The sequence below is a fragment of the Cohnella caldifontis genome (assembly GCF_029360585.1).
GTDB classification, from domain to species: domain Bacteria; phylum Bacillota; class Bacilli; order Paenibacillales; family Paenibacillaceae; genus Cohnella; species Cohnella caldifontis.
Genome location: NZ_JAQZSJ010000007.1, coordinates 54200 through 78763 on the forward strand (window position 1 = coordinate 54200; position 24564 = coordinate 78763).

The 24564-nt window shown below is 62.0% G+C and carries 22 protein-coding genes and 1 riboswitch; of the genes, 2 read left to right on the plus strand and 20 right to left on the minus strand.

Going from position 1 to position 24564, the window contains the following annotated elements:
• Window positions 1-63: 63 nt before the first annotated feature.
• Genes thiE through thiC form a run of 3 tightly spaced genes read right to left on the minus strand, consistent with a single transcriptional unit; the run spans window position 64 to window position 3747 of the window.
• The gene (gene thiE, locus PTZ19_RS12025; RefSeq protein WP_339329327.1) at window positions 64-915 is read right to left on the minus strand and encodes a thiamine phosphate synthase; all 852 of its coding nucleotides are present in this window, start codon (window positions 913-915) and stop codon (window positions 64-66) included.
• Complete coding sequence (locus tag PTZ19_RS12030; protein ID WP_276354720.1) at window positions 912-1991, minus strand: ThiF family adenylyltransferase; 1080 nt, start codon at window positions 1989-1991, stop codon at window positions 912-914. The genes thiE and PTZ19_RS12030 overlap by 4 nt, the downstream gene beginning before the upstream one ends.
• Window positions 1984-3747: a phosphomethylpyrimidine synthase ThiC gene (gene thiC / locus PTZ19_RS12035; protein WP_276354721.1), complete on the minus strand. Its 1764-nt coding sequence runs from the start codon at window positions 3745-3747 to the stop codon at window positions 1984-1986. The genes PTZ19_RS12030 and thiC overlap by 8 nt, the downstream gene beginning before the upstream one ends.
• A 53-nt stretch (window positions 3748-3800) precedes the next feature.
• On the opposite strand from thiC, the gene PTZ19_RS12040 reads away from it, so the two are divergent.
• Window positions 3801-4058 carry a hypothetical protein gene (locus tag PTZ19_RS12040; protein WP_276354723.1) on the plus strand — a complete coding sequence of 86 codons (258 nt, stop codon included), beginning with the start codon at window positions 3801-3803 and terminating at the stop codon, window positions 4056-4058.
• Window positions 4058-4162: riboswitch (TPP riboswitch) on the minus strand. Its footprint overlaps the gene before it by 1 nt.
• A gap of 51 nt (window positions 4163-4213) precedes the next feature.
• Here the strand turns inward: PTZ19_RS12040 and PTZ19_RS12045 are convergent.
• The 16 genes from PTZ19_RS12045 to pxpB all read right to left on the minus strand — a co-directional run bounded on the left by PTZ19_RS12045 (window position 4214) and on the right by pxpB (window position 23205).
• On the minus strand, window positions 4214-5161 hold the full coding sequence (locus tag PTZ19_RS12045; protein ID WP_276354725.1) for a glycoside hydrolase family 43 protein: 948 nt from the start codon (window positions 5159-5161) through the stop codon (window positions 4214-4216).
• A 23-nt stretch (window positions 5162-5184) separates the two neighbouring features.
• Entirely contained in the window at window positions 5185-6984 is a 1800-nt protein-coding gene (locus PTZ19_RS12050) for a glycoside hydrolase family 2 protein (protein WP_276354726.1), read from the minus strand.
• A gap of 20 nt (window positions 6985-7004) precedes the next feature.
• The gene (locus PTZ19_RS12055) at window positions 7005-8042 is read right to left on the minus strand and encodes a family 43 glycosylhydrolase (protein ID WP_276354727.1); all 1038 of its coding nucleotides are present in this window, start codon (window positions 8040-8042) and stop codon (window positions 7005-7007) included.
• A gap of 8 nt (window positions 8043-8050) precedes the next feature.
• Window positions 8051-8887 carry a carbohydrate ABC transporter permease gene (locus tag PTZ19_RS12060; protein WP_276354728.1) on the minus strand — a complete coding sequence of 279 codons (837 nt, stop codon included), beginning with the start codon at window positions 8885-8887 and terminating at the stop codon, window positions 8051-8053.
• Entirely contained in the window at window positions 8887-9786 is a 900-nt protein-coding gene (locus PTZ19_RS12065) for a carbohydrate ABC transporter permease (protein ID WP_276354731.1), read from the minus strand. Before PTZ19_RS12065 ends, PTZ19_RS12060 begins: the two co-directional genes overlap by 1 nt.
• Before the next feature lie 71 nt (window positions 9787-9857).
• Entirely contained in the window at window positions 9858-11210 is a 1353-nt protein-coding gene (locus PTZ19_RS12070) for an ABC transporter substrate-binding protein (protein ID WP_276354732.1), read from the minus strand.
• A 30-nt stretch (window positions 11211-11240) separates the two neighbouring features.
• Window positions 11241-12200: an ArsR/SmtB family transcription factor gene (locus tag PTZ19_RS12075; RefSeq protein ID WP_276354733.1), complete on the minus strand. Its 960-nt coding sequence runs from the start codon at window positions 12198-12200 to the stop codon at window positions 11241-11243.
• A gap of 358 nt (window positions 12201-12558) precedes the next feature.
• Entirely contained in the window at window positions 12559-13164 is a 606-nt protein-coding gene (locus tag PTZ19_RS12080) for a YcnI family copper-binding membrane protein (RefSeq protein WP_276354734.1), read from the minus strand.
• Window positions 13165-13343: 179 nt separating this feature from the next.
• Window positions 13344-13973, minus strand: a complete 630-nt coding sequence (locus PTZ19_RS12085) for a hypothetical protein (protein WP_276354735.1) — start codon at window positions 13971-13973, stop codon at window positions 13344-13346.
• A gap of 95 nt (window positions 13974-14068) precedes the next feature.
• The gene (locus tag PTZ19_RS12090; protein WP_276354736.1) at window positions 14069-14740 is read right to left on the minus strand and encodes a response regulator; all 672 of its coding nucleotides are present in this window, start codon (window positions 14738-14740) and stop codon (window positions 14069-14071) included.
• A complete protein-coding gene (locus tag PTZ19_RS12095; RefSeq protein WP_276354737.1) occupies window positions 14737-15594 on the minus strand; it encodes a sensor histidine kinase in 858 nt (285 codons plus the stop codon). The genes PTZ19_RS12090 and PTZ19_RS12095 overlap by 4 nt, the downstream gene beginning before the upstream one ends.
• A gap of 25 nt (window positions 15595-15619) precedes the next feature.
• A complete protein-coding gene (locus PTZ19_RS12100; protein ID WP_276354738.1) occupies window positions 15620-17284 on the minus strand; it encodes a copper resistance CopC/CopD family protein in 1665 nt (554 codons plus the stop codon).
• A 737-nt stretch (window positions 17285-18021) separates the two neighbouring features.
• Window positions 18022-18393 (minus strand): gamma-glutamylcyclotransferase family protein, encoded by a 372-nt coding sequence (locus PTZ19_RS12105; protein WP_276354740.1) that lies wholly within the window; start codon window positions 18391-18393, stop codon window positions 18022-18024.
• 21 nt (window positions 18394-18414) lie between these two features.
• Window positions 18415-20505: a putative bifunctional diguanylate cyclase/phosphodiesterase gene (locus PTZ19_RS12110; RefSeq protein WP_276354742.1), complete on the minus strand. Its 2091-nt coding sequence runs from the start codon at window positions 20503-20505 to the stop codon at window positions 18415-18417.
• 121 nt (window positions 20506-20626) lie between these two features.
• Window positions 20627-21406 (minus strand): LamB/YcsF family protein, encoded by a 780-nt coding sequence (locus PTZ19_RS12115; RefSeq protein WP_276354744.1) that lies wholly within the window; start codon window positions 21404-21406, stop codon window positions 20627-20629.
• On the minus strand, window positions 21403-23205 hold the full coding sequence (gene pxpB / locus PTZ19_RS12120; protein WP_276354746.1) for a 5-oxoprolinase subunit PxpB: 1803 nt from the start codon (window positions 23203-23205) through the stop codon (window positions 21403-21405). The genes PTZ19_RS12115 and pxpB overlap by 4 nt, the downstream gene beginning before the upstream one ends.
• A gap of 103 nt (window positions 23206-23308) precedes the next feature.
• On the opposite strand from pxpB, the gene PTZ19_RS12125 reads away from it, so the two are divergent.
• The gene (locus tag PTZ19_RS12125) at window positions 23309-23623 is read left to right on the plus strand and encodes a hypothetical protein (RefSeq protein ID WP_276354747.1); all 315 of its coding nucleotides are present in this window, start codon (window positions 23309-23311) and stop codon (window positions 23621-23623) included.
• 130 nt (window positions 23624-23753) lie between these two features.
• Here the strand turns inward: PTZ19_RS12125 and PTZ19_RS12130 are convergent, their stop codons facing one another.
• The gene (locus PTZ19_RS12130) at window positions 23754-24332 is read right to left on the minus strand and encodes a TetR/AcrR family transcriptional regulator (RefSeq protein WP_276354748.1); all 579 of its coding nucleotides are present in this window, start codon (window positions 24330-24332) and stop codon (window positions 23754-23756) included.
• Window positions 24333-24564: the final 232 nt, after the last annotated feature.

The following is a 24564-nucleotide window of genomic DNA, read 5'->3' on the forward strand; positions in this document are numbered from 1 at the left end:
CGACCCGCCAGCTGTTCCCGACCCGCCAGATCACCCGGGTCCTCGCGTTCCCATCCCGCCATTTCAACCGCCTCCCACGAAATGCACGAATTCCACGGAGGCTCCCGCCGTCAAGCGGAAGTCCCCCCAGCCGGTCCGCGGCACGATGACGCCGCCTACCTCCGCGACCACCCGCCGTTCCGCCAAACCATGTTGCTCAGCCAGTTCCAGCAGCGTCTCCGCGCCGGTCAACACCGGCCGGCCGTTCACCGATATCCGCCGGTTTTCCGCCTCGCTCCCTGTACCTGCCGTGCCGCGAAACTCTGCGATTCGCGCAAGCAGCCGCCGGCATACCCCCTCGGGGTCCGGACTGCCGACGACCGCCGAAACCGCGCACAGCCGCCTCGCGCCCGCAGCGAGCACCTCGCCGGCATTGTCCGGGGTGATGCCTCCGATCGCGACGAACGGAATGCGGATTTCCGCGGCCGCCTGCGCCACGTAAGCGGTCGTAACCGCGGCGCGTCCCGGCTTCGTGCCGGTCGGATACACGGGGCCGACCCCGATGTAATCCGCTCCCTGCCGCTGGGCTTCCCGCGCCTGCTCGATCGAATGCGTGGAAATGCCGATGATGCGGTCCGGGCCGAGGAGTCTCCTCGCTTCGGCCAGCGGCAGATCGTCTTGTCCCAGATGAACCCCGTCGGCGTCCACAGCCAGCGCCACGTCGGGATGGTCGTTCACGACGAACGGAACGCCATAAGCCGAAGCCAGCTTGCGGAGCATTTTCGCCTTTTCCAGCAACTCCCGCTTCGAAGCGCGTTTGTCCCGCAGCTGCAGGAAGTCGGCGCCGCCCTTCAAAGCGGCCTCCATCACTTCGCGCAGCGAACGGCCGGGATGGTAATTCTCCCCCGTGATGACGTATAACCGAAAATCCTTCATCCTGCGCAAGCAGGTTCCCTCCCCTCCTGAACGTACTTGAGGCAAAGCCGGATCGCATGTTCCTCGTCGCCGGTTCCCTGCACGAGCGCGCGGCCGCCCTCGAACAGCACGATGCGCTCGCCTTCCGGAACGGACCATTTCAGCAGCCAGCCGTTGGCCGCCAGCAGTTCGGCGCCCGAACGCTCCAACCGGGCCTTCACTTCCGCTAGCGGAAGCGGATCGGCCAGCGTTACCTGCACGGTGTCCCTCCCGCACAAGAGCGCCGCGGAGATGCCTTCCCGAGCCTTCGCGGCAACCTGCCGGACCTGCCGCCCCGCGCGTCCGCAGCATTCGCACTCCGTCCGCGGCGCCGGAAGCTTGGATTCCCGAACGGCGAACGACCAGACGTCCAAGCCGATCCAGCTTCGCCGCATCTCCCCGCGGTTGCCCGACAGCCATTTGAGCGCTTCCGCCGCCTGCAGCGCCGCGACCGCCTCCACGGCCGGCGCGATGACGCCGACCGCGTCGCAAGTCCGATCGGCGCTCGCGTCGACCGCGTCTCCGCCGATCAGGCAGCGAAGGCAGGCGGTTTCCCCCGGCACGAGCGCCGCCGTCATGCCTTCGCTGCCCGCGACTCCGCCGTAGACAAGCGGAATGCCGCGGGCATAGCAGACGTCGCTGAGGATCAGCCGCGTCTCCGCGTTGTCGGTGCCGTCCAGCACGAGGTCGGCGCCGCGGACGAACGAATCCGCATTCCCGGAGTCGAGATCCGCCACGCGGGCCTCGATCCGGATGCCGCCGTTGACGTTCCGCAGCTTGTTCGCCGCGGCGACCGCTTTGGGCAGCGCGTCCCGGGCGTCCGCCTCGTCGAACAGCGCCTGCCGCTGGAGGTTGCTCGGCTCGACGTAATCCCGGTCCACCAGGCGGATCGTGCCGACGCCGGCCCGCGCCATATGTTGGGCGAGCGACGCGCCCAAGGCGCCGACGCCCGCGACCAGCACCGCGCTTTCCCCCAGACGCCGCTGCCCGTCCGTCCCGATGGGCGCGAAGCGGATTTGCCTGGAGTACCGCGTCTCCCAGCCTCCGGCGTCAAGCATAGATCCGGCCTCCCGCTTGTTTGAACGAGTCGGCTTTCTCCCGCATGCCGGCCTCGATCGCTTCTTCGGTATCCAGTCCCTTGTCCGCCGCGTAGTCCCGGATGTCCTGCGTGATGCGCATGCTGCAGAACTTGGGCCCGCACATCGAGCAGAAATGCGCCGTTTTCGCCGCTTCGGCGGGCAGCGTCTCGTCATGGTAGGACATCGCCCGCTCCGGATCGAGCGACAGATGGAACTGGTCGCGCCAGCGGAACTCGAACCGGGCTTTGGACAAGGCGTCGTCCCGTTGCCGGGCCCGCGGATGCCCTTTGGCGAGGTCGGCCGCGTGGGCCGCGATTTTATAAGCGATGACCCCGTCCTTGACGTCCTCTTTGTTCGGCAGCCCCAAATGCTCCTTCGGCGTCACGTAGCACAGCATGGCCGTGCCGAACCAGCCGATCATGGCCGCGCCGATCGCGGACGTGATGTGGTCGTATCCGGGCGCGATGTCCGTCGTCAGCGGCCCGAGCGTGTAGAACGGCGCTTCCTTGCAGAGCTCCATCTGGAGCTCGACGTTTTCCCGGATCAGGTGCATCGGCACATGGCCGGGCCCTTCGATCATGACCTGGACGTCGTGCTTCCAGGCGATTCGGGTCAGCTCTCCCAGCGTGCGCAGCTCGGCGAATTGGGCTTCGTCGTTCGCGTCCGCGATCGAGCCCGGCCGCAGGCCGTCGCCCAGCGAGAACGCGACGTCGTACGCCTTCATGATCTCGCAGATCTCCTCGAAATGGGCGTACAGGAAATTCTCCTCGTGATGCGCGAGACACCAGGCGGCCATGATCGATCCGCCGCGGGAGACGATGCCGGTCACCCGTTTGGCCGTCAAGGGAATGTACCGCAGCAGCACGCCCGCGTGGATCGTGAAGTAATCCACGCCTTGCTCCGCCTGCTCGATCAGCGTGTCGCGGAACACCTCCCAAGTGAGGTCTTCCGCTTTGCCGTCCACTTTTTCGAGCGCCTGGTAAATGGGCACGGTGCCGACCGGCACGGGCGAGTTCCGGATGATCCATTCCCGCGTCGTATGGATGTTTTTCCCCGTCGACAAGTCCATGATCGTGTCCGCGCCCCAACGGATCGCCCACGCCATCTTTTCGACCTCCTCCTCGATGGAAGAGGCGACGGCGGAGTTGCCGATGTTGGCGTTGATCTTCACGTGGAACTTGCTGCCGATGATCATCGGCTCGCTCTCCGGATGGTTGACGTTCGCCGGAATGATCGCCCGGCCGCGCGCCACCTCGGAGCGGACGAATTCGGGATCCATCCCTTCGCGGATCGCGATAAACTCCATTTCCGGCGTGACGATGCCCCGGCGCGCGTAATGGAGCTGCGTCACGTTCCCGCCCGCCTTGGCCCGCCGCGGCCGGCGCGTCAACCCGGGGAAAAGCTCCGCACCTTTTTCGCCGGCCCGTTCGGCGGAAGCGAACCCGTTGTCCTCCGGTTTCACGGCCCGCCCGTCGTATTCCTCGGTATCGCCGCGCTCCGAAATCCAGCCGCCGCGCAGGGCGGGAAGGCCGCGGCGAACGTCCGCCCGATAGCCGTCCTCCGTATAGGGCCCGCTGGTGTCGTAAACGAGAATCGGTTCGTTCGGCTGCACCGAACCGTCGCGGCCGCGGCTGTCCGTCAGCGCGATTTCCCGCATCGGAACCCGAACGTCTTCCCTGGTACCCGTGACGTGCGTTTTGCGGCTGCCCGGCAGCGGCGTCGTGAGAATGGACATGAAAAAAACCTCCTGGGAACATTCGATTCGGAATGTCCGCTAGGAGGCCTGCAATGGAAAAATGGCGATCGGCGCGCACTGCCGCAAGGGTGAAAGACACGGGGACGGAGCAACGGACCTGCCGGCCGCGGCCGGCGTTCGATTCGCCCACGGTTTCCATCCGCGCTTGCGGAACGTCCCCTTCTACCGCTCCTTACGCGAACGGCACGAAAAAAAGCCGCCCCGTACGGAGCGGCTTTGAGGTGTCGGATCCGAACGGAAAAAGGAACGGCGTGCCGGAGCGCACCTGTCCATTCTCCGCGTATCGCTGACGCGCACAAATCCACTTTCCTACGCTGGCATGACCCAGATCAGGTTCGAAGGGACCAAGGCTCTCGCCTTATCTCAGCCCTTGCGGGCGCCCCTAGTGGAATTCCAACTCAGACTTTACACCTTTTGCTTTCCGGCTGTCAAGCGGCGGCTTCTCTCATTCGCCGTCCGCAAGCGCCAGCCCGTTCTCCAGTTCCCCCACGGGCAGGAACAGCGGCCTTTCCTGCCCGTGCGGCGTATCGGGACCGTGCGTGCTGATCCACAGCCGCCCTTCGAAATCGCGGAACAGGCTCGAATGTCCCGCGTTCCGGTCCATCAGCAGCCGGTCGTCGTGCGTCCACGGCCCTTCGATGCGCCCGGACGGCGACCGCGCGATCGCGACGGTGTAGCCGCCCAAGCCATGATCCCCATAGTTCGGGACCGAATAACTCGACCACAGCAACAGCAACTCTCCGTTACGCGCCTTGTAGAGGAACGGGGCATCCGTCAAATACCCCGTCTTCTCGATCCGCGGATCGCCGAACAAGCGGATCCATTTCGTTTCCGCCGCGTTCAGGATCGTGACGGGTTCACCATATGATGACCGCAGATTGTCCGTCAACCGCAGCGCTTTGATCTTCCCTTCGTAAATTTCCGTCCATTCGTGGCAGAACACGATCCAACGCTGCCCTTCGTCGTCTTGGTAATACGTGCCGTCGAGGCATTCATGGCCCGCCGGCGTGACGGGACCGCCGCTGTGCGGCCGGTAAGGCCCCGCGGGGTGATCGGCGATGAGAATGCCGGTGCCGCGGTTTTCCCCGATACCGCCTTTGAACGACGCGAACATGTAGAACCTGCCGTCAATCGCGAACACCTCGGGCGCCCAATAATGCCGCACGCCCCAGAAGCCTTTGGGGGGCTGGAACGCGACGTACGGCCCCTCCCATTCCCGAAGGTCTTCCGAGACGAACACTTCGAAAATCGGGTCCTTGTCCCCGCAGCCGTCCGCGAACGTCGTTCCGAACAAATAATATTTTCCTTCCGCGGCATACGGGAATACGAAAGGATCCCGCATGCGGATTTCGTCCGAAGCCCATTTCCGAATCGTGCGGAAGCCGGTTTCCACGCCGCGTCCGCCCCCTTTCCGCTCTATTCCCGAATGACGGGCGAATGCCGCATCAAGTTGATCTTCCGGATCTCCTCCGGATCGCATTTGGGCTTCCGGTCGTACGTGAGGAGCCCGTTGATCTCCTGCTCGACGTCCGTCAATTGCGTATAACAGAATCCGTTCAGGACGCGGGACTCGTATACCGCTTCGAGAACCCTCCGATACTCCCGGACCAGTTCCTCGGACGTGGAGACCGACGTGTACCCCCATCCGGATTCCGCCCCGGCCTTATAGGCGATGCCGCCGAATTCGGTCAGCAGGATCGGTTCTCCGAGGTGGCCGAAACCGTCCGCGTAAAGCGCGCGCAGCGACGGCTGCGACTGCAGGATCCCGTCTTTCGTCGCGAGCGCACGCTTGAACTCCGCGTACTTCTCCGTTTCTTCCGGCAAGCCGTGGTTGTAATTATGGACGGCGCAAATATCGGTGCGGGTCATTTCCCAACCGTCGTTGGATATGACCAGGCGCGTCGGGTCGAGCGAGTGGATCAGGCTGTACAAAGCCAGGCTGTGATGCTGCTGGCGGGAATCGCCGCGGATGTTCGGCACGCCCCAGCTTTCGTTGAGCGGGACCCACACGAGAATGGACGGGTGATTGTAGTCCCGTTCGACGATTTCGATCCATTCTTTCGTCAAACGGGCCGCCGCGCCGTTCGAGTACGACGGGGACGAGGCGCACTCCCCCCAGACGATGAAGCCCAACTTGTCCGCCCAGTACAGGAAGCGGGGGTCCTCCACCTTCTGGTGCTTGCGGCAGCCGTTAAAACCCATCGCTTTGGCCAGCTCGATGTCCCGCCGCAGATCGTCGTCGCTCGGCGCGGTCAGCAGCCCTTCCGGCCAATATCCCTGATCCAAAATCAGCCTTTGGTAATAGGGCTTGTTGTTCAAGAACACCATGCCGTTCTCTTGGCGAACCTTCCGCATGCCGAAATACGAGCGCACCTCGTCCAGCGTTCGGCCGTCCTTGCGCAGCGTGAACGTCACTTCGAACAGGTTCGGATGTTCGGGCGTCCAGGTCCACCCCGGTTGGTGATAACCCGTGCGGAAAATTTCGCGGCCGAACAGGTTGATGGACCGTCTGGCGTATCGATCCAGGATGACGATCCGATCCCGCGCCGCCGTGCGGCCTTGAAACGCGATTTCGATCCCGAGCTCGGCTCCGGCCGCCGGACCCGCGAATTCGAGTTCGATCGAGATGTCGCCGCGGTCGATGTCCGGATGAAACCGGACCGTCTCCAAATGGACGGGATCGACCGGCTCCAGCCACACCGTCTGCCAAATCCCCGTCGTCCGCGTGTACCAGATCCCCGCCGACTGCTCCACCCAGAACTGTTTTCCCCTCGGGATCGTCTCGTCCGTCGACGGGTCTTCGACCCGAACGGCGATCTGCTCTTCCTGCCAGGTCAACTCTTCGGTGATGTCGAATCCGAACGGCGTATGTCCGCCCTCATGCGTGCCGACGTATTTCCCGTTCACGTACACCCATGCCCGGTAATCGACGGCGCCGAAACGCAGCCATACGCGCTTGTTTTTCCAAGCTTCGTCCACGCGAAAATTCCGCTTATACCAGACCCAGTCGTGGAACGACGGGTCGTGAATGCCGCTCAGCGAGGATTGGTAGGCGAACGGAACTTCGATCCGGCCTTGAAGCTCGCGCCCCGTATCGAACCATCGGTCCGCCAGCCCGACATTGCCGTCGTCAAAGGCGAACTGCCACGTTCCGTTCAGATTTTGCCATGATTCCCGGACGAACTGCGGTCTGGGATATTCGATTCTCTTCGCCATGCGACCACTCCTCATGCCGGTTATCCGTTCTTCTTCTTCACGTAGGGACCCGGCCTTGGCGACGTCCCGGGCTCCCCGCCCGGCACGGCCGGCCATCCGTCCTTCCACTCGAGCGGATCGATCATCAAGGGCCGTTTGGTGGCGCCGTTCATTATCGTGGGATCGTCCGGATCGATCGCGTGGTACACGATCCAGTCCCGCCCGCGGTCGTCCGCGATCACGGCATTGTGACCGGGACCGACGAACCGTTTGCCTTCCCCGTCCGGATTCGCTTGCAGCAGCGGCGTGCCGCCTCCGGACGCCAGGTCGACGCCGTCCCGGTCCAGGTACGGCCCCCGGATCGACTTCGCCCGCCCGATTTTCACGTTGTAGGTGCTGAACGCCCCTTCGCAGCAGGAACCGCTGGAGCCGAAGAAATAATAGTTTCCGTCCCGTTTCACGATATACGGGGCTTCGTACTGGATATCGGCGACCGGGAATTTCTCCCCGACCGTATGCAGCCCGTCCTCGGACAGCTCGATGCCGTATATCCCGTGGAAGCTGCCCCAGAACAAATAGGCCTTGCCGTCGTCGTCCTCGTAGTAGAACGGGTCGATCGAGTTCGCCACGCCGATGCCGTCGCTGTCGAACAGTTTGCCGCGGTCGGTAAAAGGCCCTTCCAGACGGTCCGCAGTCGCGACGCCGATGCCCGGGTTCGGATCTCCCCACAGCGAGAACGCGTAGTACAGGTAATAGTTGCCGTCCTTGTGCCTGGAGATGTCCGGCGCCCACAAGCCCCCGTCGTCTTTCCACAGCGGCTTGATGTCGAACGCGTCCCGCACGAATTCCCAATGGCTCAAATCCGCCGAGCGGATGACCGGAATCAAGTGCACAAGCCCGTCGTCCCAGGCGTCTTCCGTGCCGTACGCGTAATAGTAACCGTCATCCGCCTTGAGGACGGACGGATCGGCGAATACCGGACGGAACACGGGATTGGCATAGTCGGCCGGCGGAGCTTCTTTCGCGCATCCGGCCAACGCGGACAACAGCGCCAATGCGACGATCGCGATCCTGAACACGCGATTCCTCATTTGATCCCCGACTGGGTAATGCCCCGGACGATCGATTTTTGCGCGAGCAGGAATACGATCAGAACCGGAATGGCCGCGATCGTCGACAAAGCCATCAGTTTGTTCGGGGCGTTCACGTAACTGCCCTGCGTCATGACCGCGATGCCGGACGTGAGCGTCTGCATCCGGTCGTCGCCGCCGGAAGCGTAGAACGGCCAAATATAGTCGTTGAAAATGCCCATGAACGTCAGAACGGCGAGCGTCGACAGGATCGACTTCGAGGACGGCAGCAGCACGGATTGGAAAATGCGCCACTTGTTCGCCCCGTCGATGTACGCCGCCTCCTCGAGCTCCTTCGGGAACCCTCGGAAAAATTGGTACAGCAGGAACACCCCGAACGCGGAGCCGGTAAACGGCAAGTAAAACGCGTGGTACGTGCCGATGAGCCCAAGATCCTGGAACAGCACGTATTGGGGCACGAACCAGATGATGCCCGGGATCATGAGCGTGCTGAGGAACAAGGGCACCAGCAGCTTTTTGAAAGGAACGTCCAGACGCGCCAACCCGTAAGCGGCCAGCGCGTCCACGGCCAGAACGAGCACGGTGCCGACGACGGAGACGAGCAGCGAGTTGTTGATCCATCGGAGGATCGGAACGTCCAGGGCACCGCCCTTTAAGGCATCGGTATAGTTGATGAGCGTCGGCTCGTTCGGGATGAAGCTTAAGGAGGGGAGGAACGCCTCCACGTCCGATTTCAGGGAAATGGTCACCATCCAGATCACCGGGACGATGAAGATGACGCCCAGCAAGACCGCGACGAGCAGCAGCAAAGCCTGCTTCGTTTTCGCTCCCATCACGACGCCTCCTTCCGGAACATCAACCGGTAAAGGATCGCCGATACCGCCATCATGATAAGGCCGAGCAAGATGGCCATCGCCGAAGCGGCGCCGCCTTGGTGCTGCCCGTAAGCGACGTCGAACACTTTCATCAGCATGACGTTCGTCTCGAAGCCCGGTCCTCCGCGGGTCATCAGGTTCGGTTGGGCGAAGACGTTGAACGATGCGATCACGGTCATGATCAGCACGACCGCGGTCACGTTCTTGATCGAAGGCAGCGTAATCCGGATCAGCCGCTGCCACGCGGAAGCCCCGTCGATTTTGGCGGCCTCGTACAATTCCTCCGGCACCTCGTTCAAGCCGTTGATGAACAGCATCATGTTGAAGCCGATCGTCCACCAGACCGTGGAGGCGACCAGCGCGATCCATACCCAAGGGGTGTCGGTGAACCAGCCGATGTGCTGCGACCGGTGAATATGGAGCCGATCCAGCATCAGGTTCAGGAAGCCGGAATCCGTGTCGAACACCCGCATCCAGATCGTGGCCATGACGGTCGCCGAAATGGCGTACGGCAGGAAAAACACGGTGCGGAAGAGGCCGCGCGCTTTCGCGGTCAGCGCGCCTACGAGCAGCGCGAGCGCAAGCCCGACCGCGATCAGGACGGGAACGGAATAGACGACGAACTTCAAGGTGCCCCATAAGCCCCGGACGAAGGAATCGTGGACGTAAGTGCCCGGCGTGAATATGTCTTTGTAATTCTTGAAGCCGACGAATTCGTGCGTCCCCAGCATATCGTTGTTCTGCAGGCTGAGCACGAGACCCGAAACGAGCGGGTAAAGCAGGAACACGCCGAAGCAAAGCAGATAGGGGAGCACAAACAGGCCGGACGTCAGCTTCGATTTCCAGCTCCCTTTCATCCCGTTCACCACCCGATCCGTTCTACTCGGATGGGGCGGGTATGATTACCCGCCCCACGCCGACCGGTTGATTATTTGTTCGCCGCGGCCGCCTGCTCCGCCTTGGCCTGGGCTTCGTCGAGCGCCTTCTTCGCGTCGCCGTTGTTCAGCAGCACGAGGTTGATTTGGTTGTACAACTCGCCCGTGTAGGAGCCCCAGTTCGGAACCGGCGGAGCGAAGTGCACGTAGTCGAATTCTTTGGCGACTTCGGTCTGCTGCTGCGTCAATGCCTGGAATTCCGCGCTGGCGAGCACGGCCTTGGAGGCCACGGCCTGACCGGACTTCGCCCAATCGAGGGAATGTCCCGCGACGTATTTGAGGAAATCGCCGATGCCGTCCAGTTTGGCTTGGTCCGTCTGCGATTTCGGGACGACGAAGTTGTGGGAACCCGCGAACACGCCGGGCTGGTCGAAGAACACCGGGATCGGGGCCACGCCGTAGTTCAGCTTCGCTTTGTCCCATTGGTCCTTCATCCAAGGACCGTTGAACTGGATGGCGTTCTTTCCTTGCAAGAACAGCTTGACTTCGCCGTCCTGCGCGACTTTCTGCGGGGAAACCTTGTGCTCGAAAATGAGGCTCCTTTCGAATTCAAGCGCTTTCACGGCTTCCGGCGTGTTGAGCGTCGGTTTGCCGCTCGCGTCCGCCAGGTCGGCGCCTTGCTGATACACCAGCGACGGGAACAGGAATTGCTGCGGCCATTGGGTCGGCATGACGTATCCCCATTGGCCTTTGGAAGCGTCGGTCAGCTTTTTGGCGGCGTCCAGGAATTCCTGCATGTTGGTCGGGGGAGCCGCGATGCCCGCCGCTTGGAACAGGTCCTTGTTGTAGTACATGATCAGCGGGTGGATATCGAGCGGGATGCCCATCCATTTGCCGTCGATCGTGCCGCAATTGACCGCGGCGTCGGCGAAGTCGGCTTTCTGGATGCCCGCTTTGGCGGCCAGGTCGTCCATGGGCAGGAGCAGGTCTTTCTTCACGTACGTGGGTATGGAATCGAGGTGCATGATCATGAAGTCCGGCATGTTCTTTTTCGTGCCGAACGCGTTATCGAGCAGCTTGTAGTAATCGCCGTTCGGCTGGATCTGGAACTTGATCGTGAATCGGTCCGACTGCTGGTTATAGCCGTCGACGATCGATTTCATGAACGGACCGTCGGGGCCGGAGAAGGGCGTCCAGAACAGGATCTCCGTTTTGGCCCCCGATTTGCCTCCGCCGTTATCCGGGCTGGATGCCGGGGAGGACGAGGACCCCGAAGGGGAAGCCGAAGAAGGCGACGCCGAGGAATCGCCGGAGCTTTTGCCGCCGCCGCAGCCAGCCAGCGCCAAACCCATAACGAGAAGCAGGATCGTTGCGGCGAAACCAAAACGATGTTGGTGTTTTTTCATGCCAACCATCCTTTTCGCTCAATTGTGGTCTTACCTGTCCGCGTAATCCAATTTCATTTTCAAGTCGGTTTCGTAGTTGCCGAATTTCCGGCCGAACAGATTCAAGCCTCCGTCGTTCTTGGCGTCCGGCTTGATTCCGATCCGCACCGTCACGTACGGCTTGTCGTCCAATTCCAATTGCTCCACCGTCAATGACGAGATGCGCCTCCCGTCGATGAACGAGCCGTCGGAATGGACGCGCCAGGTTTTGAGCAGTCCGAATTGCGTGTTCTCGCTTCCCCACCATTGCGGAGTAAGCAGGCCCCTCTCCCCGCCGAAGTCGCCGGGACTGGTCCAGGTGCCGACTTCTTGGCCGTTGATCCACAGCGTAATGTCCGATGGCCAATCCGGGTTGTGCAGCGGCGCTTCCGAGCAAATTTCCATCGACAGCTCCAGGTTGCGGATTTGCGAACCCCGGGGGACGCGGTTCGGGAACCGGTATTCGAGATAGCCCCTCCGGAACCAGATCAGTTGGGCTTCGGTCCGTTCCGGTTCGAAGAAAGAGCGCGGTTCGTCCATTTCCCCGATGATGGAATGCTCGCTTAAAATCCCGCACGGGGCGGAGCATTGGGAATCGACGAATTGCCCGATCGGCAGCGAGACGACGGCGCACGTCTCCGACGGCTCGGCCCGGAAATGCGCGAAGTCCACCACGATGCGGCTGTATACGGCGGAACAAAGCTTCTGCGTGCCTCGCGTTCCGGGCACCATCTCCGTCAGGATCAGTCCGGCGTCTTCGAGTTTCTTGATATTGATCGCCGCCGTGGAAGCCGGAATGCCGAACTTCTCGGAAATTTCCACCACGTTCATCGAGCGGTGGAGCAGCGCTTTGAACATTTCCACCCGCAGCTCCGTCGACAGCGCTTTCGCGATATGGATGAATTCGTCGATATTGGTGGTCAGCGCCCGGTTCAATTTTTCGCGATTCGAAAAGTCCTGCTCCAGTTTCATGTGCCTTTACGTCCCTTCGGCGTTTTTTTCTATCGTACCACGCCCCATTTCCAACAGGAATATTTGTTTCTCCCCTGTCATTCCGCTTTTACAACTATATTTTATTGTTTGTAATCGCTTTTATTATATTAACCAACAATAATTTATGCAACAAAAACTTTAAAATGGGGGAGATTGTCCTTTTACAACAATATTTATTGTTGTAATTGGGCGTTTTAAGGGGAATGTTTTGAGGCAAACTGTCGAAAACGGAGGAAAAACGAAAGCCCCAGCCCGGCCCTGTGCGGCCGTTCGCTGGAGCTTCATGGAAAACGCCGAGTTTGCTTGCGGGATTACAGGTTGATCCTGCTGTCGGGGGTCAAGCCCTCTTTCCGCGGCGGAGCAGCGAGATGACGAAGCCGGCCAACCCGAGCACCAGCCCCGCGATCGCCAGGGACAACGTCAGCGGATCGCGCGAAGTTTTCCCGTCGGCGTCCGCCCCGTTGCCGCCGGCATTCGCCCCAGAGGCTTCCGCGACCTTCGTCACCGAAGCCGGATGGTCGGAATCCGCGGCTCCCGCCCAGTCCACGATGCTCCCGTCGGCGTAGGTTTGGTGCGCTTTCCACACCAGTTCCTTCGCGTCCGCCGCCACCTTGCCCTGAAAGTCGAATTGTCCGAATTCCGTGGAGCCGATGCCTTTGCCGGTCGATTTCCACGTGACCGAGATGATTTTACCGTCCGTGTTTTTTTCCAGCTCGTAGGACCATTCCGGCTTCGGCTCGAAACGGGACACCTCCACGCCGTCCGGCACCTCCACCTTCACTTGGACGGTCGCCGCGTCCTTCTCCGTCGGAACGCGCAGCGTGAACACTTGGTACGAACCGGCGGTCACCTGCGGGGGCTGCACCGTAACGTGCGCGCTGGCGACCCCTCCGAATGCCAAAATGAAGACCATTGCGAACAGACCCGCGACGTGCTTTTTCATTCTCCACTCACCCTTTCACTCTCTCTTCTCGCCTTCATCAGTATAAACTCGTCCCGAATCCGGCACATGACCCGAAAGAGTTAGTCGAGGACGTTTTTTTCAATTCTCGTTTCCTAACGCAAACACCCCCTTGCTTGCGCAAGGGGGCGAATCCGTACCTTCCGTATCGATCCGTTTGCTTAGTCCGCTCCGTGCTCTTCCCGGATTTTGTACAAACCTTGTACCAGCAACTCGGACGGATCGCGATTCAGCAGATAGTGGGCCAGCAGCACGTGCAGCGGTAAGGCGCACACGTTGTTGCCGTCCCGAATCGCAGGAAACCCGGCTTCCAAGACGGGCCCCAACTGCTCATCCATGGCAAGGCCGACGTGCATCTGCTCGGGCGCGAACTCCTCGTTCACGGCCGCCATGCACTGCGGAACGAGCACCTTGTCGACGATCTCCTTCGCTTCGTCCTCCGACTGCGGCGGATTCGGCAGTTGTTTCCCGCCCTTGGTCTTCATCATCTCGAAGAAGAAAGAAGCCATCCACTGCTCTGCCGCCTCGGTGCTTCGCTGGAATTTGACGATCAATTCCCGCAGGAAGAAGCCGCATGCGTAGACGTCGCCCGCCTCGTCTTTTACCCGGTAAACGAAGAGCGGGCCGTAAACGTTGTGCCGGACGACCTCTCCCTCTACTTCCTCGAAGCGCGTTCGCAGTGCGACGGATCCGTTGTGGCGGACGGCCGCGATCAATTGCTCCTGCGCCTGCGGATCCATCTCCGCCTTGCGGCTGCCTTTGTCGGTCGAATGGCTTGTCTCGTTTGTCATTTATCCCTCACCCGCTCTCCATCATACCATTTATGCGGGGGCTCCCTCCACTCGAATAACCGCGAAAAAACGGAACAATATTTGGATGGATGACCCTAAACGGTTTTCTCCTGCGAATCCACCAGTCCGCGTTCGTAAGCGTACCGGGTCAACTGCACCCGATTTTCGAGATGGAGCTTCTGCAAAATGTTTTTGAGATGGTTTTTGACCGTATGCTCCGACAAGCCGAGAAGTTCCGCCACCTCCCGGTTTTTCAGGCCGCGCGCCACCTCCAGCAGGATCTCCCGCTCCCGTGGCGTCAAGTCTTCGTGAAGCGCGGTTTCCGGCGGTTTCGCTCTTCGGGATCCGAACTCCCGCAAAATGGACATCGCGAGGTCGGGATGGAGCGGAGCTTCGTCATGGGAGACCGCGCGCAGGTAATCCCGCCAGGCGGACGGGTTCAGGTTTTTGAGCAAATAACCTTGCGCGCCTTTCTTGATCGCTTCGAACAAGTGGGCCGGATCGTCCGACACCGTGACCATCACGATTTTCACCTGCGGATACGCGGATTTGATCGCTTTGACCGCTTCGAATCCGCCCATGCCGGGCATCCGGATATCCATCAGCACGAGATCGGGCCGCAGACGGCCCGTCAGCTCCAGCGCTTCTTCGCCGCTGACGGCTTCCCCGACGATCTCGAAATCGGGATCCGCGGAGACGATCTCCCGCATCCCCTCTCGCGCATGGCGGTGATCGTCCGCCAGCAGCACCTTGACCCGCTGGTTCATCCCGTTTTCCCTCCCGGTTTGGACAGCTCGACGACGGTCCAATCCCCTCTTCGTTCCGCGGCGAACGTCCACCGCATTTGCCGGGCCCGATCCCGTACCATCCGCAGGCCGAACCGTCCGGGCGCGTCCAGCGGATCGCCATGGAATCCGGCCCCGTCATCCGCGACCTCGCAGCGGAATCCCCCGCTGCCGAGCGGTTCCCCGGTCACCAGGACGCGGGAGGCTTTGGCATGCTTGCGGACGTTGACCAGCGCTTCCCTCAGGCAAGCATGGAGCTCGACCTTCTCCTTGGCGGTCAGCGCTTCGTCCGGAATCGTCCAGCGGAATTCCGCGGTCGCGATCGTCACGCGGGCCGTGTCCTCCAGGAGCTCTCGCAGCGGGATCACCCAGGCGGCTTCCGCGGGAGAAGGAGGCAGCCGCAGATTGGAGATCGCCTGCCGCACGTCCTCGTGAACGACGCGTACCGTTTCCTTCAGTTCGTCCGACAGCCCCAGCACTTTCTCTTTGCCTTCTTCCGCGGCCCGATCCAGCTTGTCCAGCTTCACCGCCAGCAGAAACAGCGACTGCGCGATGCCGTCGTGCAGCACTTGGGCCAGCCGTTCCCGCTCTTCGTGCGCCGCGCTCACCGAACGTTCCCGTTGCAGCTCGGCTTGCATCCGTTCCATCCGGGCGTAAAGTCCTCTCACGATCGTCAGCGTCACCGCGAGCACGATGAAGGGGGCCAGGAGGTTGCCCGTTCGCATGGAGAGATACGGAAGCAGAAACGCATGGCGGATATACTCCCACAGCCCGATGGTCAGGGGCGGGATGAGCAGGATCAGCCATTTCACGCTCCTGCCGGTCAACCCTTTCATGCCGGTTCCCCCCCGATTCGACGTGTCAATAATTGCGGAACGACGTTTCCCGCTCCAGCTCGTTCCCGTTTGCGTCCGTTACGAGAATCCGTGCCGTCCATTTCCCGGCGAACGGAAGATAAGGCCCTTTCGCTTCGTACGTGTATTTCGCGAAATCGGGGAAATCGTCGATTTCTTCATCCTGATAAGGCTGGAGCGGAACGGCGATCGATCCGACGTCCTCTCGCCCTTGCGGGATCAAAAGCAGCCGGACCTGCTTCGGTTCTCCGTCCTTCTCGGGCAGCCACACCTTCAGGACGATGTCGTTGATCCCCGGCACGTTCGGCGTCACCCGGAGGGTCATATGCATATCGGTGCCCATCTGGTGATAGTAAATCGGTTTGTTGGGAGGCAGCGGCGTCTGGTAGGTTAAGATCCCGACCACGAACACGATGGCGGCCATCAGGCCGAAATCCGCTTTGATCATCGCCCCCCGGGGCAATTCCCCGCGGCGCAAGCGCAGGCGGATCAAGATCGCCGCGGCCACGACGAGCACCGTGAGTCCCGCCTTGACGAGCAGCCACGTGCCCCAAGGGGTGTAGGTCAAATAAGCCGGCGAAGGCAGGAACAGGAGCACGCTGAGCACCCCGGTCACCCACAGCGCAAGAAACGCGGCCAGCGCCCATTGGGAGAACCGAAGCGCGAAACGGCCGGCTTCCGGCCTCTCCTTCAGCCACACCAAGAAGAGCAGCAGCAGCCCCCCTGCCCACAAGGCCGCCGCGGCCAGATGGACGAAGTCCAGCGCGATCGCGTAGGCTTTCGGCGAGAACGATACGGCATGTCCCGACCAGGACTCGATGGCCAAAAAGACGACGGCCCAGAACGCGCGGGCAACCCGCCCCAAGCTAGGGAGCAAAGGGGCGGCCAAGCCGAGCAGCAGCTCCGCGACGTACAACCGGCCGATCGTCGTCTCCTTCAAGATCCGCAGCCATTCCGACAAAGGCTCCCCTTGGGCCAAATCCATCAAGCTGAACGCGACATAGACGAGAACCGCCAAAAGCAGGCTTTTGCCCGCGACGGATATCGCCCGCTCCCCGGCCTCTCTCACCGCGGGCGCATGATTCCTGAACAGACTCCAGAACACGAGGCCGACGCTCAGGAGAAGTCCGGCGTAATACGCGATTCTTCCGGCATACATCAAGAAGTTCCGATCCGAAGACGACGCGGCGCCGCCATGGTGATGGCCGACTTGGGCATGGGGATCCAGCCGGGCGTTATCCGGCGGATTCGGGGGATTCCCCACCGTGAACACGAACGCGCCGGAGACGGGATGGCCGTCCTCGGAGATGACGCTGTAGGAGACGGTATAATTCCCTTCTTCCAGCTGCGGCAGCTTCAGCCGCAAGCTTTTACCCTCGTTAAACCTTTCCGGGGTCCCGCCCGCGACCGTCCGGGACGCGTCGTTCAAGACGGTCAGCTTGGCCCCGCCGGGGTCCAGCCTTTCGTTGAAAGCGAGCTCGACGGCGGCCGGACCGCTGCTCAGCCGTTCCCCGGCCGAAGGGGTCGTCTGCACCAATTCGGCATGGGCATCCGCCGGCGGCAGCTGTGCCCCAAGCATCAGGAACGCGGCGGCCAGTATCGCGATCAGCGACTTGGCGGCGCTCCTCCAAGAAGGCCAGGATAACGCGCGAGTAACCCCGTTTTTGGACAAGTGAACTTCCTCCTTCGCTTTCCGGCCGGCTCTTCGATCAGGCCCGACGACCGGAACCGTCGCGGCTCCGATCGCTTGCCTGATTCCGTCGTGCCGGCGGCCGCGGTCCTATCGAGCGTGCGATTGACCCGCCCGGCCGTTCTCCGCTCCGATCCGCTTCTCCGCCATCCGTTCGGACGGGCAGTCTTCGCCGCTGCCCCCTCCTTCGGGGACATCCTCGGGAGGAAACGTTTGGAGAAGCTTGGCCATTTCATCGTACCCGAACGGCCATGCCTATTCAACTTTACGGGTTCGCCTTGCGACTATAGGATGCGTTTCGCGTCATGGGGCACGAGTCAAGGGATTGATTTCGATCTCGCCGGCTAAAATTTCCCCGTCGCTCAGTGTAGTCTCTTTCAGCCGACTTCTCGTTTGCCTCGCGTCTCCGCTTCTTTCAGCCGGATGAGCGATAACCTCGTGACTTCATTGGAAAATCTCGAACCTAAAGCAATAGAGGGAGTTACTCCCTCTGCTGCAAGATTTGCTTGCGGCTGCGGCCCTGCAAAGGGAGTTTGAACTAGACTAAAAAGTGGACACTCCGATATTTTCCGGGAAATACGGCAAAGTTCTCACAGCGATTCGCATCAAAAAAGAAGACCACGCAAACGAAAGGTGCCTGCGGCCATATCGGCCTTCAGGCACCCTTCGCTCCATCGTACCACGATCCATTCCGTTCCCGCATGCAGAGAACGCACGATTCACCTTCGCCGAACGACGTCCGGCCACCAATCGCCGTCCGCTTCAAGGAACCCCCGCGCGTCGGCCCATACGTACGCCCAACCGGCGATCTCCGGTCGATCCGCATCCCGAAGCCATACCCGCTCGTAGTCGTTGCTTTCTTCAACGCCGAAATATTCCTCCAACGCGTCCATCGCCGCAAGCCCCTCCCGTCCGACCGTCAGCCAGACGCCCCGCACGCTGCCGGGACCGCCCAGCAGCAAAGCAGGATATTCCCCCGCGTCGATTAAACGCCCGCGGACCCGTCCGGGCTCCATCGCGGTCGCGTATTGTTCCGCTACGGCATGATGGTGCATGCCCGGAAGGAGGGAGCCGTACACGAAAACCCTCATCGCCGCGGCACTCCTTCTTTTTCAACCTGCCATTTCCGACTGGAACAGTTCTTCCAACGTTTGCGGCGCTACCGGCTTGGAGAAATAATAGCCTTGGGCCTCTTGGCACTTCTGTTCCTTCAGGAACGAGACTTGCCCCTCGCTCTCGACGCCTTCGGCCGTGACTTTGAGATTCAGGTTGCGGGCCATGGCCGATATGCCGGAGACGATGGCGGCGTCGTTGCGGTCGACGAGCACGTCGCTCACGAACGAGCGGTCGATTTTGAGCTTGTCGATCGGGAAACGTTTTAAATAATGGAGCGAACTGTACCCGGTGCCGAAATCGTCGATGCTGATGCGTACCCCGATCTCCTTCAGCCGCTCCAGCGTTTTGGCCGCATAGCCCACGTCCGCCATGATGCTTTCCGTGATTTCAAGCTCCAACAAACCCGCGTCAACGCCGGTTTCCTCCAGCACGCCGCGGATCCGCTCGCACAGATCGTGCTGACGGAATTGCCGGATGGATAAATTCACCGCCATGACGATGGGCGGATAGCCTTTCTGCTGCCATTCTTTCATTTGGAAGCAAGCGGTCCGAAGCACCCACTCGCCCAGCGGGAGGATGAAGCCGTTCTCCTCGCACAGCGGGATGAATTCGGACGGGGGAACCTCCCCTCTTTGCGGATGGTTCCAGCGAAGCAGCGCTTCCGTTCCGACCAGCTTGCCGGATTCCAGATCGACCAATGGTTGATACACGAGCCGGAACTGTCCGAGCTCCAGCGCGATCCGCAAATCGTTCTCCAGCAGCAGCCGTTCTTTCGCCTTCCGGTTCATCTCGGGCAAATACCGTTTCCAGCCGTTGCCGGATTCTTTGGCGCTGTACATCGCGGTGTCGGCGTTCTGCTGGAGTAGATCCAGGCTGGAGCCGTCGTCCGGGAACAAGGCGATGCCGACGCTCACGCTCACGTGGAAAGCGGAAGGCCCGATGCGGAACGGCTGCCGGAAAGCTTCCATCAGGCGCTCGGCCGCCTCCTCCGCTTTCACGGCTTTGGCGACGTCGGGAAGCAGCAGCGTGAATTCGTCGCCGCCCATCCGGAAAAGCCGCTCCGGCTTTTCCGCGATGTTCGTCAGCCGATCGGCAACGGCGACGAGCAGCTGGTCCCCGAACGCATGGCCCATCGAATCGTTGATCGTCTTGAAACGGTCCAGATCCAACCACAGCAAAGCGAACCGACCGTTGCCGCGGACCGCCCGGTTCATTTCGGCCTGGACGCGTTCGCCGAACATCCGCCGGTTGGGCAGCCCCGTCAGCTCGTCGTGAAAGGCCAAGTAGTTGATCCGGGATTCGATTTTTTTCTGCTTTTTGAGCGGCTCCTCGATCGAGACGTAATAAATGCCTTTGAGCAGGCAGTAGTAACCTGCCAACTTGAAGAGGTCGGCGTACTGCACGCTTAACCGGCCGAGGGCCGCCAGTTCTTCCAACCGCGAAAACGCCAGCCAAGCCAATCCCTGCACGATCGTCAGCATCGCCTGCGGCCTCTCCTGCCGGTTGCGGTACAGGATCATGCCCGCCGTAAACGCGTAGAGAAGCAGAAGCGCGCCTTGAACGTAAGGATGGGCGGATGCGAGTCGCGCGGCGTCCGCATGCCGCGAGAGAAAAGCCGTGCTGACCAAACCGCCGGCCAGCAAGGCGACCGCGGCCGTCGCGTACAACCGCGAACGCGGATGCGCTCCGGCGTTGCGCATCGCGAACAGGAACGGCAGGCCGACGCCCGACAGTCCTTGAGACATCCATTCCAAAAGGGTGTCCCCGTTTCCGAACCCCACCCCGTACAGAGGCATTCCCGGCAGACTCATCAAATGAATCAGATCGAGGATTCCGATGGCCAAAAACAAAGCCGCCGTCAGCATCCTGAGCCTGCACAGCGTCGGCACGAAGATCATCCAGCCGATCGCGAGAAGCGCGAAACACAAAGCGAAGGAAAACGAATCCAGCAGCAGCTCCGTATTGACGAATCCGATCCAGGCGATGAACCGATCCGGCTGTCCGCGCCACAGTTGCAGAACGGCGAACGCCGCCGCTGCCGCCAATACCGTCCATACCGTTCTCATTTCCGCGCGATTAATCGACATGCTGGTCCTCCAACCGACGTCTGCGACAAAATGGCGACTTCCTGAACATTCCTGCTTTACCATTTCCACATTCGTCGCCCGTTTTCCTGCTATGCCGACAAAACAATAAGGGATTCGACGGCTACCGCGAACCCCTGGGCGCCCGGATCGTCCACCCTTCCCTTCTCAGCCCTTCCGCCAACCGGCTGCCCTTCGCCGCCGCTCGCGGAGTGTCCCCGTGAATGCAGATCGTGCGGACGGCGATCCGCGCCGGCTTCCCGTCCAGCCCGGCGAATTCGTTTCCCTCCGCCAGCATCAGGGCCTGTTCGAGCATGGAAGCCTCGTCTTCCAGCACGGAGCCGGGGACGCTGCGGGGAGCCAAGGTCCCTCCCGCCGTGTAGGCACGGTCCGCGAAGCCTTCCGGCACGTAAGCCAGGCCGGCCTCCTCCGCCGCTTCGGACAGCTTGCTGTCCGGCGGCCCGTACAGCAGCAATTCGCGTCCCGCGGAACGGACCGCGAGCGCCGCCGCCGCGGCGAGCTCCGGATCCGCGGACGCCATGTGGTAGAGGGCGCCATGCAGCTTGACATGCCGCACGGCGCCGCCCGCGGCCGAGGCGAACGCTTGGAGCGCCCCGACCTGGTAGAGGATCCAATCGGCGGCTTCCCGCGGCGCGACGCGCATTTCCCTTCTGCCGAAACCCATCCGGTCCGGCAGGCCGGGATGCGCCCCGATCGCCACCCCGTTCTCCAGGCAGCTTTCCACCGTGCGGCGCATCAAGTGCGGATCGCCCGCGTGGAACCCGCAGGCGATGTTGGCGGAGGAGACGACCCGAAGAAGCGCCTCGTCTTCCCCGCATGCGTAGATGCCAAAGCCTTCGCCCAAATCCGCGTTCAGGTCGATTTCCCGTATCGTTTCCGTCATGTTTGCCCGTGCTCTCCCTTCAACCGGATGCCCGTCATCCGCGTGCCGAGTTCGCGCTCGCTGCGCCGCCAGGCATGCCATGCTTCGTCGTGGCCGACCAAGTCGAATCCGACGAGATCGCCCGGAACGCACTGCGCCAGCAAGGGCAAATCCGCGCCGATCACGTGGGCGATCTTGGGATACCCGCCGGTCGGCTGGCAGTCCGCGGCGAGCACGATCGGCTTCCCGTCCGGCGGCACCTGGACCGTGCCCGGCGCGACGCCGTGCGACGCGAGCTCCTCCGACCGTTCCCGGATCAGCGCGGGACCGGCCAGCCGGACGCCCATGCGGTCGGATGCCGCCTCCACCCGGTAATCCTCCGTCAGGAAGCTCCTCCAGGCTTCGTCGCCGAACGTTTCCCCCTCCGCCCCCGGGACGACGCGAAGCGTGACCCGTCGGCCGCCGGATCCGGACTCCCGCACGCCATCCGCTTCGGTTACACCGGCCAAGGCCCCCGGGCGGATCCGCCACGGAACCGCCGCCCAGGCTTTGCCTTCTTGGTCCGCTTGCTCCCGCAGCCGTCCGGCCAATCGTTCGCTCCATGGCGACGGCCGCCCGTTTTGCAAACCGTCTCCCGCCGCCAGCGCCCGTCCCCGGTAACCGCCGAAGCCGGAGCGAAGATCCGTGCCCCGGCTGCCCAGCACGGCGGGCACGTCGATCCCCCCGGCAACGGCCAAATAGCCCCTGCAGCCCCGGATCGCCCTGCCGAAGGTCAGAACGGAGCCCTTCCGCGCCCATACGGGCCGATGCGAAGGGAACGGCTCGCCGTCAATGCGGGCGTCGAATTCTGCGCCGCATACGGCGATCAGCAGATCCCGCTCCAGGCGGAAGGAAGGACCGAGCAGCGTCATTTCCAGCACGGCCGCCCCTTCCGCGTTGCCCGCCAACGCGTTCGCCAGCCGCAGCGAGACGGAATCCATTCCGCCGCCGGCCGAAACCCCGCGCGCCCTCCAGCCGAATCTCCCCGAATCCTGCACCGTCGTCAACATCCCGGGAGCGGATACGTACAGCGCGGCTTTCTCCGATTCGGAGTCCGGTTCGTCCGGCATCGGCCCGGTTTGGCCCGACCCGGACTCCGCGGGCACCGTCGGAACGAAGAAGACGCGGTCTCCCGGAGCCAGCAGGAACGGTTCCTCCGACTCGGGGCGGAACAGCCGTTCCGTCGTCCGGGCAATGAGCTGCCACCCGCCCGGCGACTCGGCCGGGTAAACGCCGGCCTGGCTTCCCGCGATCCCGACGGAGCCCGCCGGAACCCTCATACGCGGCGTCCCGTGCCTGGGCTGGGACAGAACGTCCGGGAGTCCCGACAAGTAGGGAAAGCCCGGCGCGAAGCCCATCATCGCGACCTTGAACTCCGTCCGCGCGAACTCCTCGACAAACCGATCCGCCGACAACCCGGAACGGGCCGCGCATGCCTCCAAATCCGGGCCGGACGCGCCGCCGAATGTCGCGGGCAGCCGAATTCGGCGCGCAACCGCGCTTTCGGAAGCCGCTCCGGCTTTCTCCAATTCCGGAACGAGACGCTCGGCCAGCCGCGTCAGCGCGTCCGCGATGCTCCCGCCATCCGGCGCCAGTGCCGCCAAATCCAGGTGGACCGCAGCCGACCGATACGCCGGGACCCATTCTTTCACGCCGGGCAGCGGGAGCCTCCGCGCATGCTCGACCCGCGCGGCGATATCCGCCGGCCCCGTCTGTCCTCCCTCCGGCCAAACGAACAGGAGAGCGGCGTCTCCCAACGGCAACACGCCGATCCGTTCCATCTTCCCGCCCCTTTCCTGCGTTTCATGGCATTGCGCGCCTATCAGGCTAACCTATACAATGATACTATCGTCCAAGGAACGTAAACGGAAGAGGGGCTGTTGCATGGAGCATTATGAATTGGCCGCGCTAACGATCACCGAAGCGGGGACGCCGCATCCGCTCTCCTTCGCGAGGGCGAAATTGACCGTCGTATCCGAGTACGGCACCCGGCTGTGGTACGTCGACTTGGACGGCATCGCCGATTTGGCGCTGCTCCGGCGTTTTGCGGAGGCGGAGGACATCGGCATCTCCCTATCCGCGGTGACGATCGGCGGCAAAGCGATGTCGGGCCGGGGATTTCTGCATCCGAATCCGCTGGGCCGGTCGGCCGCCATCCGAGGCGACGGCGAGCTCGAAGGATACGGGCAGAACGGCTGACTATCGGACGTCTGAGAACGGACGAATAAGGTCAAGGAGTAATCTTCGATAACGCAAAAAACGCGCGGAGAAGCGGTCGGCCGCTCCCCGCGCATGCGGTTATCCGAATTGTAACCGCCGAATATCGCCCTCAGGGCGAAATCCCGCGAACGAACACCTCGAACGTAAGCATCATCTGGTCGGCCAGTTCCGCCTCGCCTTGCTCCAGCGCCCAGCTCATCAACACGCCGTAATACGTCTGGATGGCCAGCTGCGCGACGACCGAAGCCGGAATGTCCGATCGGATTTCCCCCCGGGCCTGCGCAAGCTCCAGCACGGGCGCGAGTCCGTTCCCAAGCTCCACGCAGCGGTCGATTTGCGCTTCCCGCAGCTTCTCGCTCCCGAACATGCCTTGCATGACGGCCCGCGTGACGGTCCGGTTCATCGGAAAATGCCGGGCGTATTCGAACAAAAGCGCTTGGATCCGAGGGATCACCGGGCCCGGCTTGCCCGCCAGGTTCTCGATTTCCCGGATGATGGTCATCCCTTGAAGCTCCAGCATCAAGTCTTCTTTGGACGTGAAATAGTTGAAGAAGGTCCCCTTCGCGATGGATGCCCGGTCGGCGATCTGCTGAACGGTCGCGGCCTCGTACCCGCTCTGCTCGAACAGTTCTTTGGCCGCTTCGGCGATTCGTTGCCTGGTCAAAGCTTTCTTCTCTTCCCGTTTCATGGCACCCTCCTTCCCCTTATTGTAGCACACCTTCCGCCGGCCGCAACAAAAAATGACCGCAAGTCCAAACGCGGCCAATTCCGCACTCGAATTCCCTAAAATCGCTCCCGTTATTGTCCAATAAAACGCTGTCATATCAATCTTTTTCGCGGCAAATTAAAATTTATGACCAGCGGTTCAAAAAAGATTTGATTTTCCTATTTTTTTCGGGTATAACGGAGCTACGGAGAAC

What these genes read in the sequence shown, in the direction of transcription:
- thiE (WP_339329327.1), bottom strand. Translation starts at nt 915, where the DNA reads ATGAAGGATTTTCGGTTATACGTCATCACGGGGGAGAATTACCATCCC.
- PTZ19_RS12030 (WP_276354720.1), bottom strand. Translation starts at nt 1,991, where the DNA reads ATGCTTGACGCCGGAGGCTGGGAGACGCGGTACTCCAGGCAAATCCGC.
- thiC (WP_276354721.1), bottom strand. Translation starts at nt 3,747, where the DNA reads ATGTCCATTCTCACGACGCCGCTGCCGGGCAGCCGCAAAACGCACGTC.
- PTZ19_RS12040 (WP_276354723.1), top strand. Translation starts at nt 3,801, where the DNA reads ATGGAAAAATGGCGATCGGCGCGCACTGCCGCAAGGGTGAAAGACACG.
- PTZ19_RS12050 (WP_276354726.1), bottom strand. Translation starts at nt 6,984, where the DNA reads ATGGCGAAGAGAATCGAATATCCCAGACCGCAGTTCGTCCGGGAATCA.
- PTZ19_RS12060 (WP_276354728.1), bottom strand. Translation starts at nt 8,887, where the DNA reads ATGGGAGCGAAAACGAAGCAGGCTTTGCTGCTGCTCGTCGCGGTCTTG.
- PTZ19_RS12065 (WP_276354731.1), bottom strand. Translation starts at nt 9,786, where the DNA reads ATGAAAGGGAGCTGGAAATCGAAGCTGACGTCCGGCCTGTTTGTGCTC.
- PTZ19_RS12070 (WP_276354732.1), bottom strand. Translation starts at nt 11,210, where the DNA reads ATGAAAAAACACCAACATCGTTTTGGTTTCGCCGCAACGATCCTGCTT.
- PTZ19_RS12075 (WP_276354733.1), bottom strand. Translation starts at nt 12,200, where the DNA reads ATGAAACTGGAGCAGGACTTTTCGAATCGCGAAAAATTGAACCGGGCG.
- PTZ19_RS12080 (WP_276354734.1), bottom strand. Translation starts at nt 13,164, where the DNA reads ATGAAAAAGCACGTCGCGGGTCTGTTCGCAATGGTCTTCATTTTGGCA.
- PTZ19_RS12085 (WP_276354735.1), bottom strand. Translation starts at nt 13,973, where the DNA reads ATGACAAACGAGACAAGCCATTCGACCGACAAAGGCAGCCGCAAGGCG.
- PTZ19_RS12090 (WP_276354736.1), bottom strand. Translation starts at nt 14,740, where the DNA reads ATGAACCAGCGGGTCAAGGTGCTGCTGGCGGACGATCACCGCCATGCG.
- PTZ19_RS12095 (WP_276354737.1), bottom strand. Translation starts at nt 15,594, where the DNA reads ATGAAAGGGTTGACCGGCAGGAGCGTGAAATGGCTGATCCTGCTCATC.
- PTZ19_RS12105 (WP_276354740.1), bottom strand. Translation starts at nt 18,393, where the DNA reads ATGAGGGTTTTCGTGTACGGCTCCCTCCTTCCGGGCATGCACCATCAT.
- PTZ19_RS12110 (WP_276354742.1), bottom strand. Translation starts at nt 20,505, where the DNA reads ATGTCGATTAATCGCGCGGAAATGAGAACGGTATGGACGGTATTGGCG.
- PTZ19_RS12115 (WP_276354744.1), bottom strand. Translation starts at nt 21,406, where the DNA reads ATGACGGAAACGATACGGGAAATCGACCTGAACGCGGATTTGGGCGAA.
- pxpB (WP_276354746.1), bottom strand. Translation starts at nt 23,205, where the DNA reads ATGGAACGGATCGGCGTGTTGCCGTTGGGAGACGCCGCTCTCCTGTTC.
- PTZ19_RS12125 (WP_276354747.1), top strand. Translation starts at nt 23,309, where the DNA reads ATGGAGCATTATGAATTGGCCGCGCTAACGATCACCGAAGCGGGGACG.
- PTZ19_RS12130 (WP_276354748.1), bottom strand. Translation starts at nt 24,332, where the DNA reads ATGAAACGGGAAGAGAAGAAAGCTTTGACCAGGCAACGAATCGCCGAA.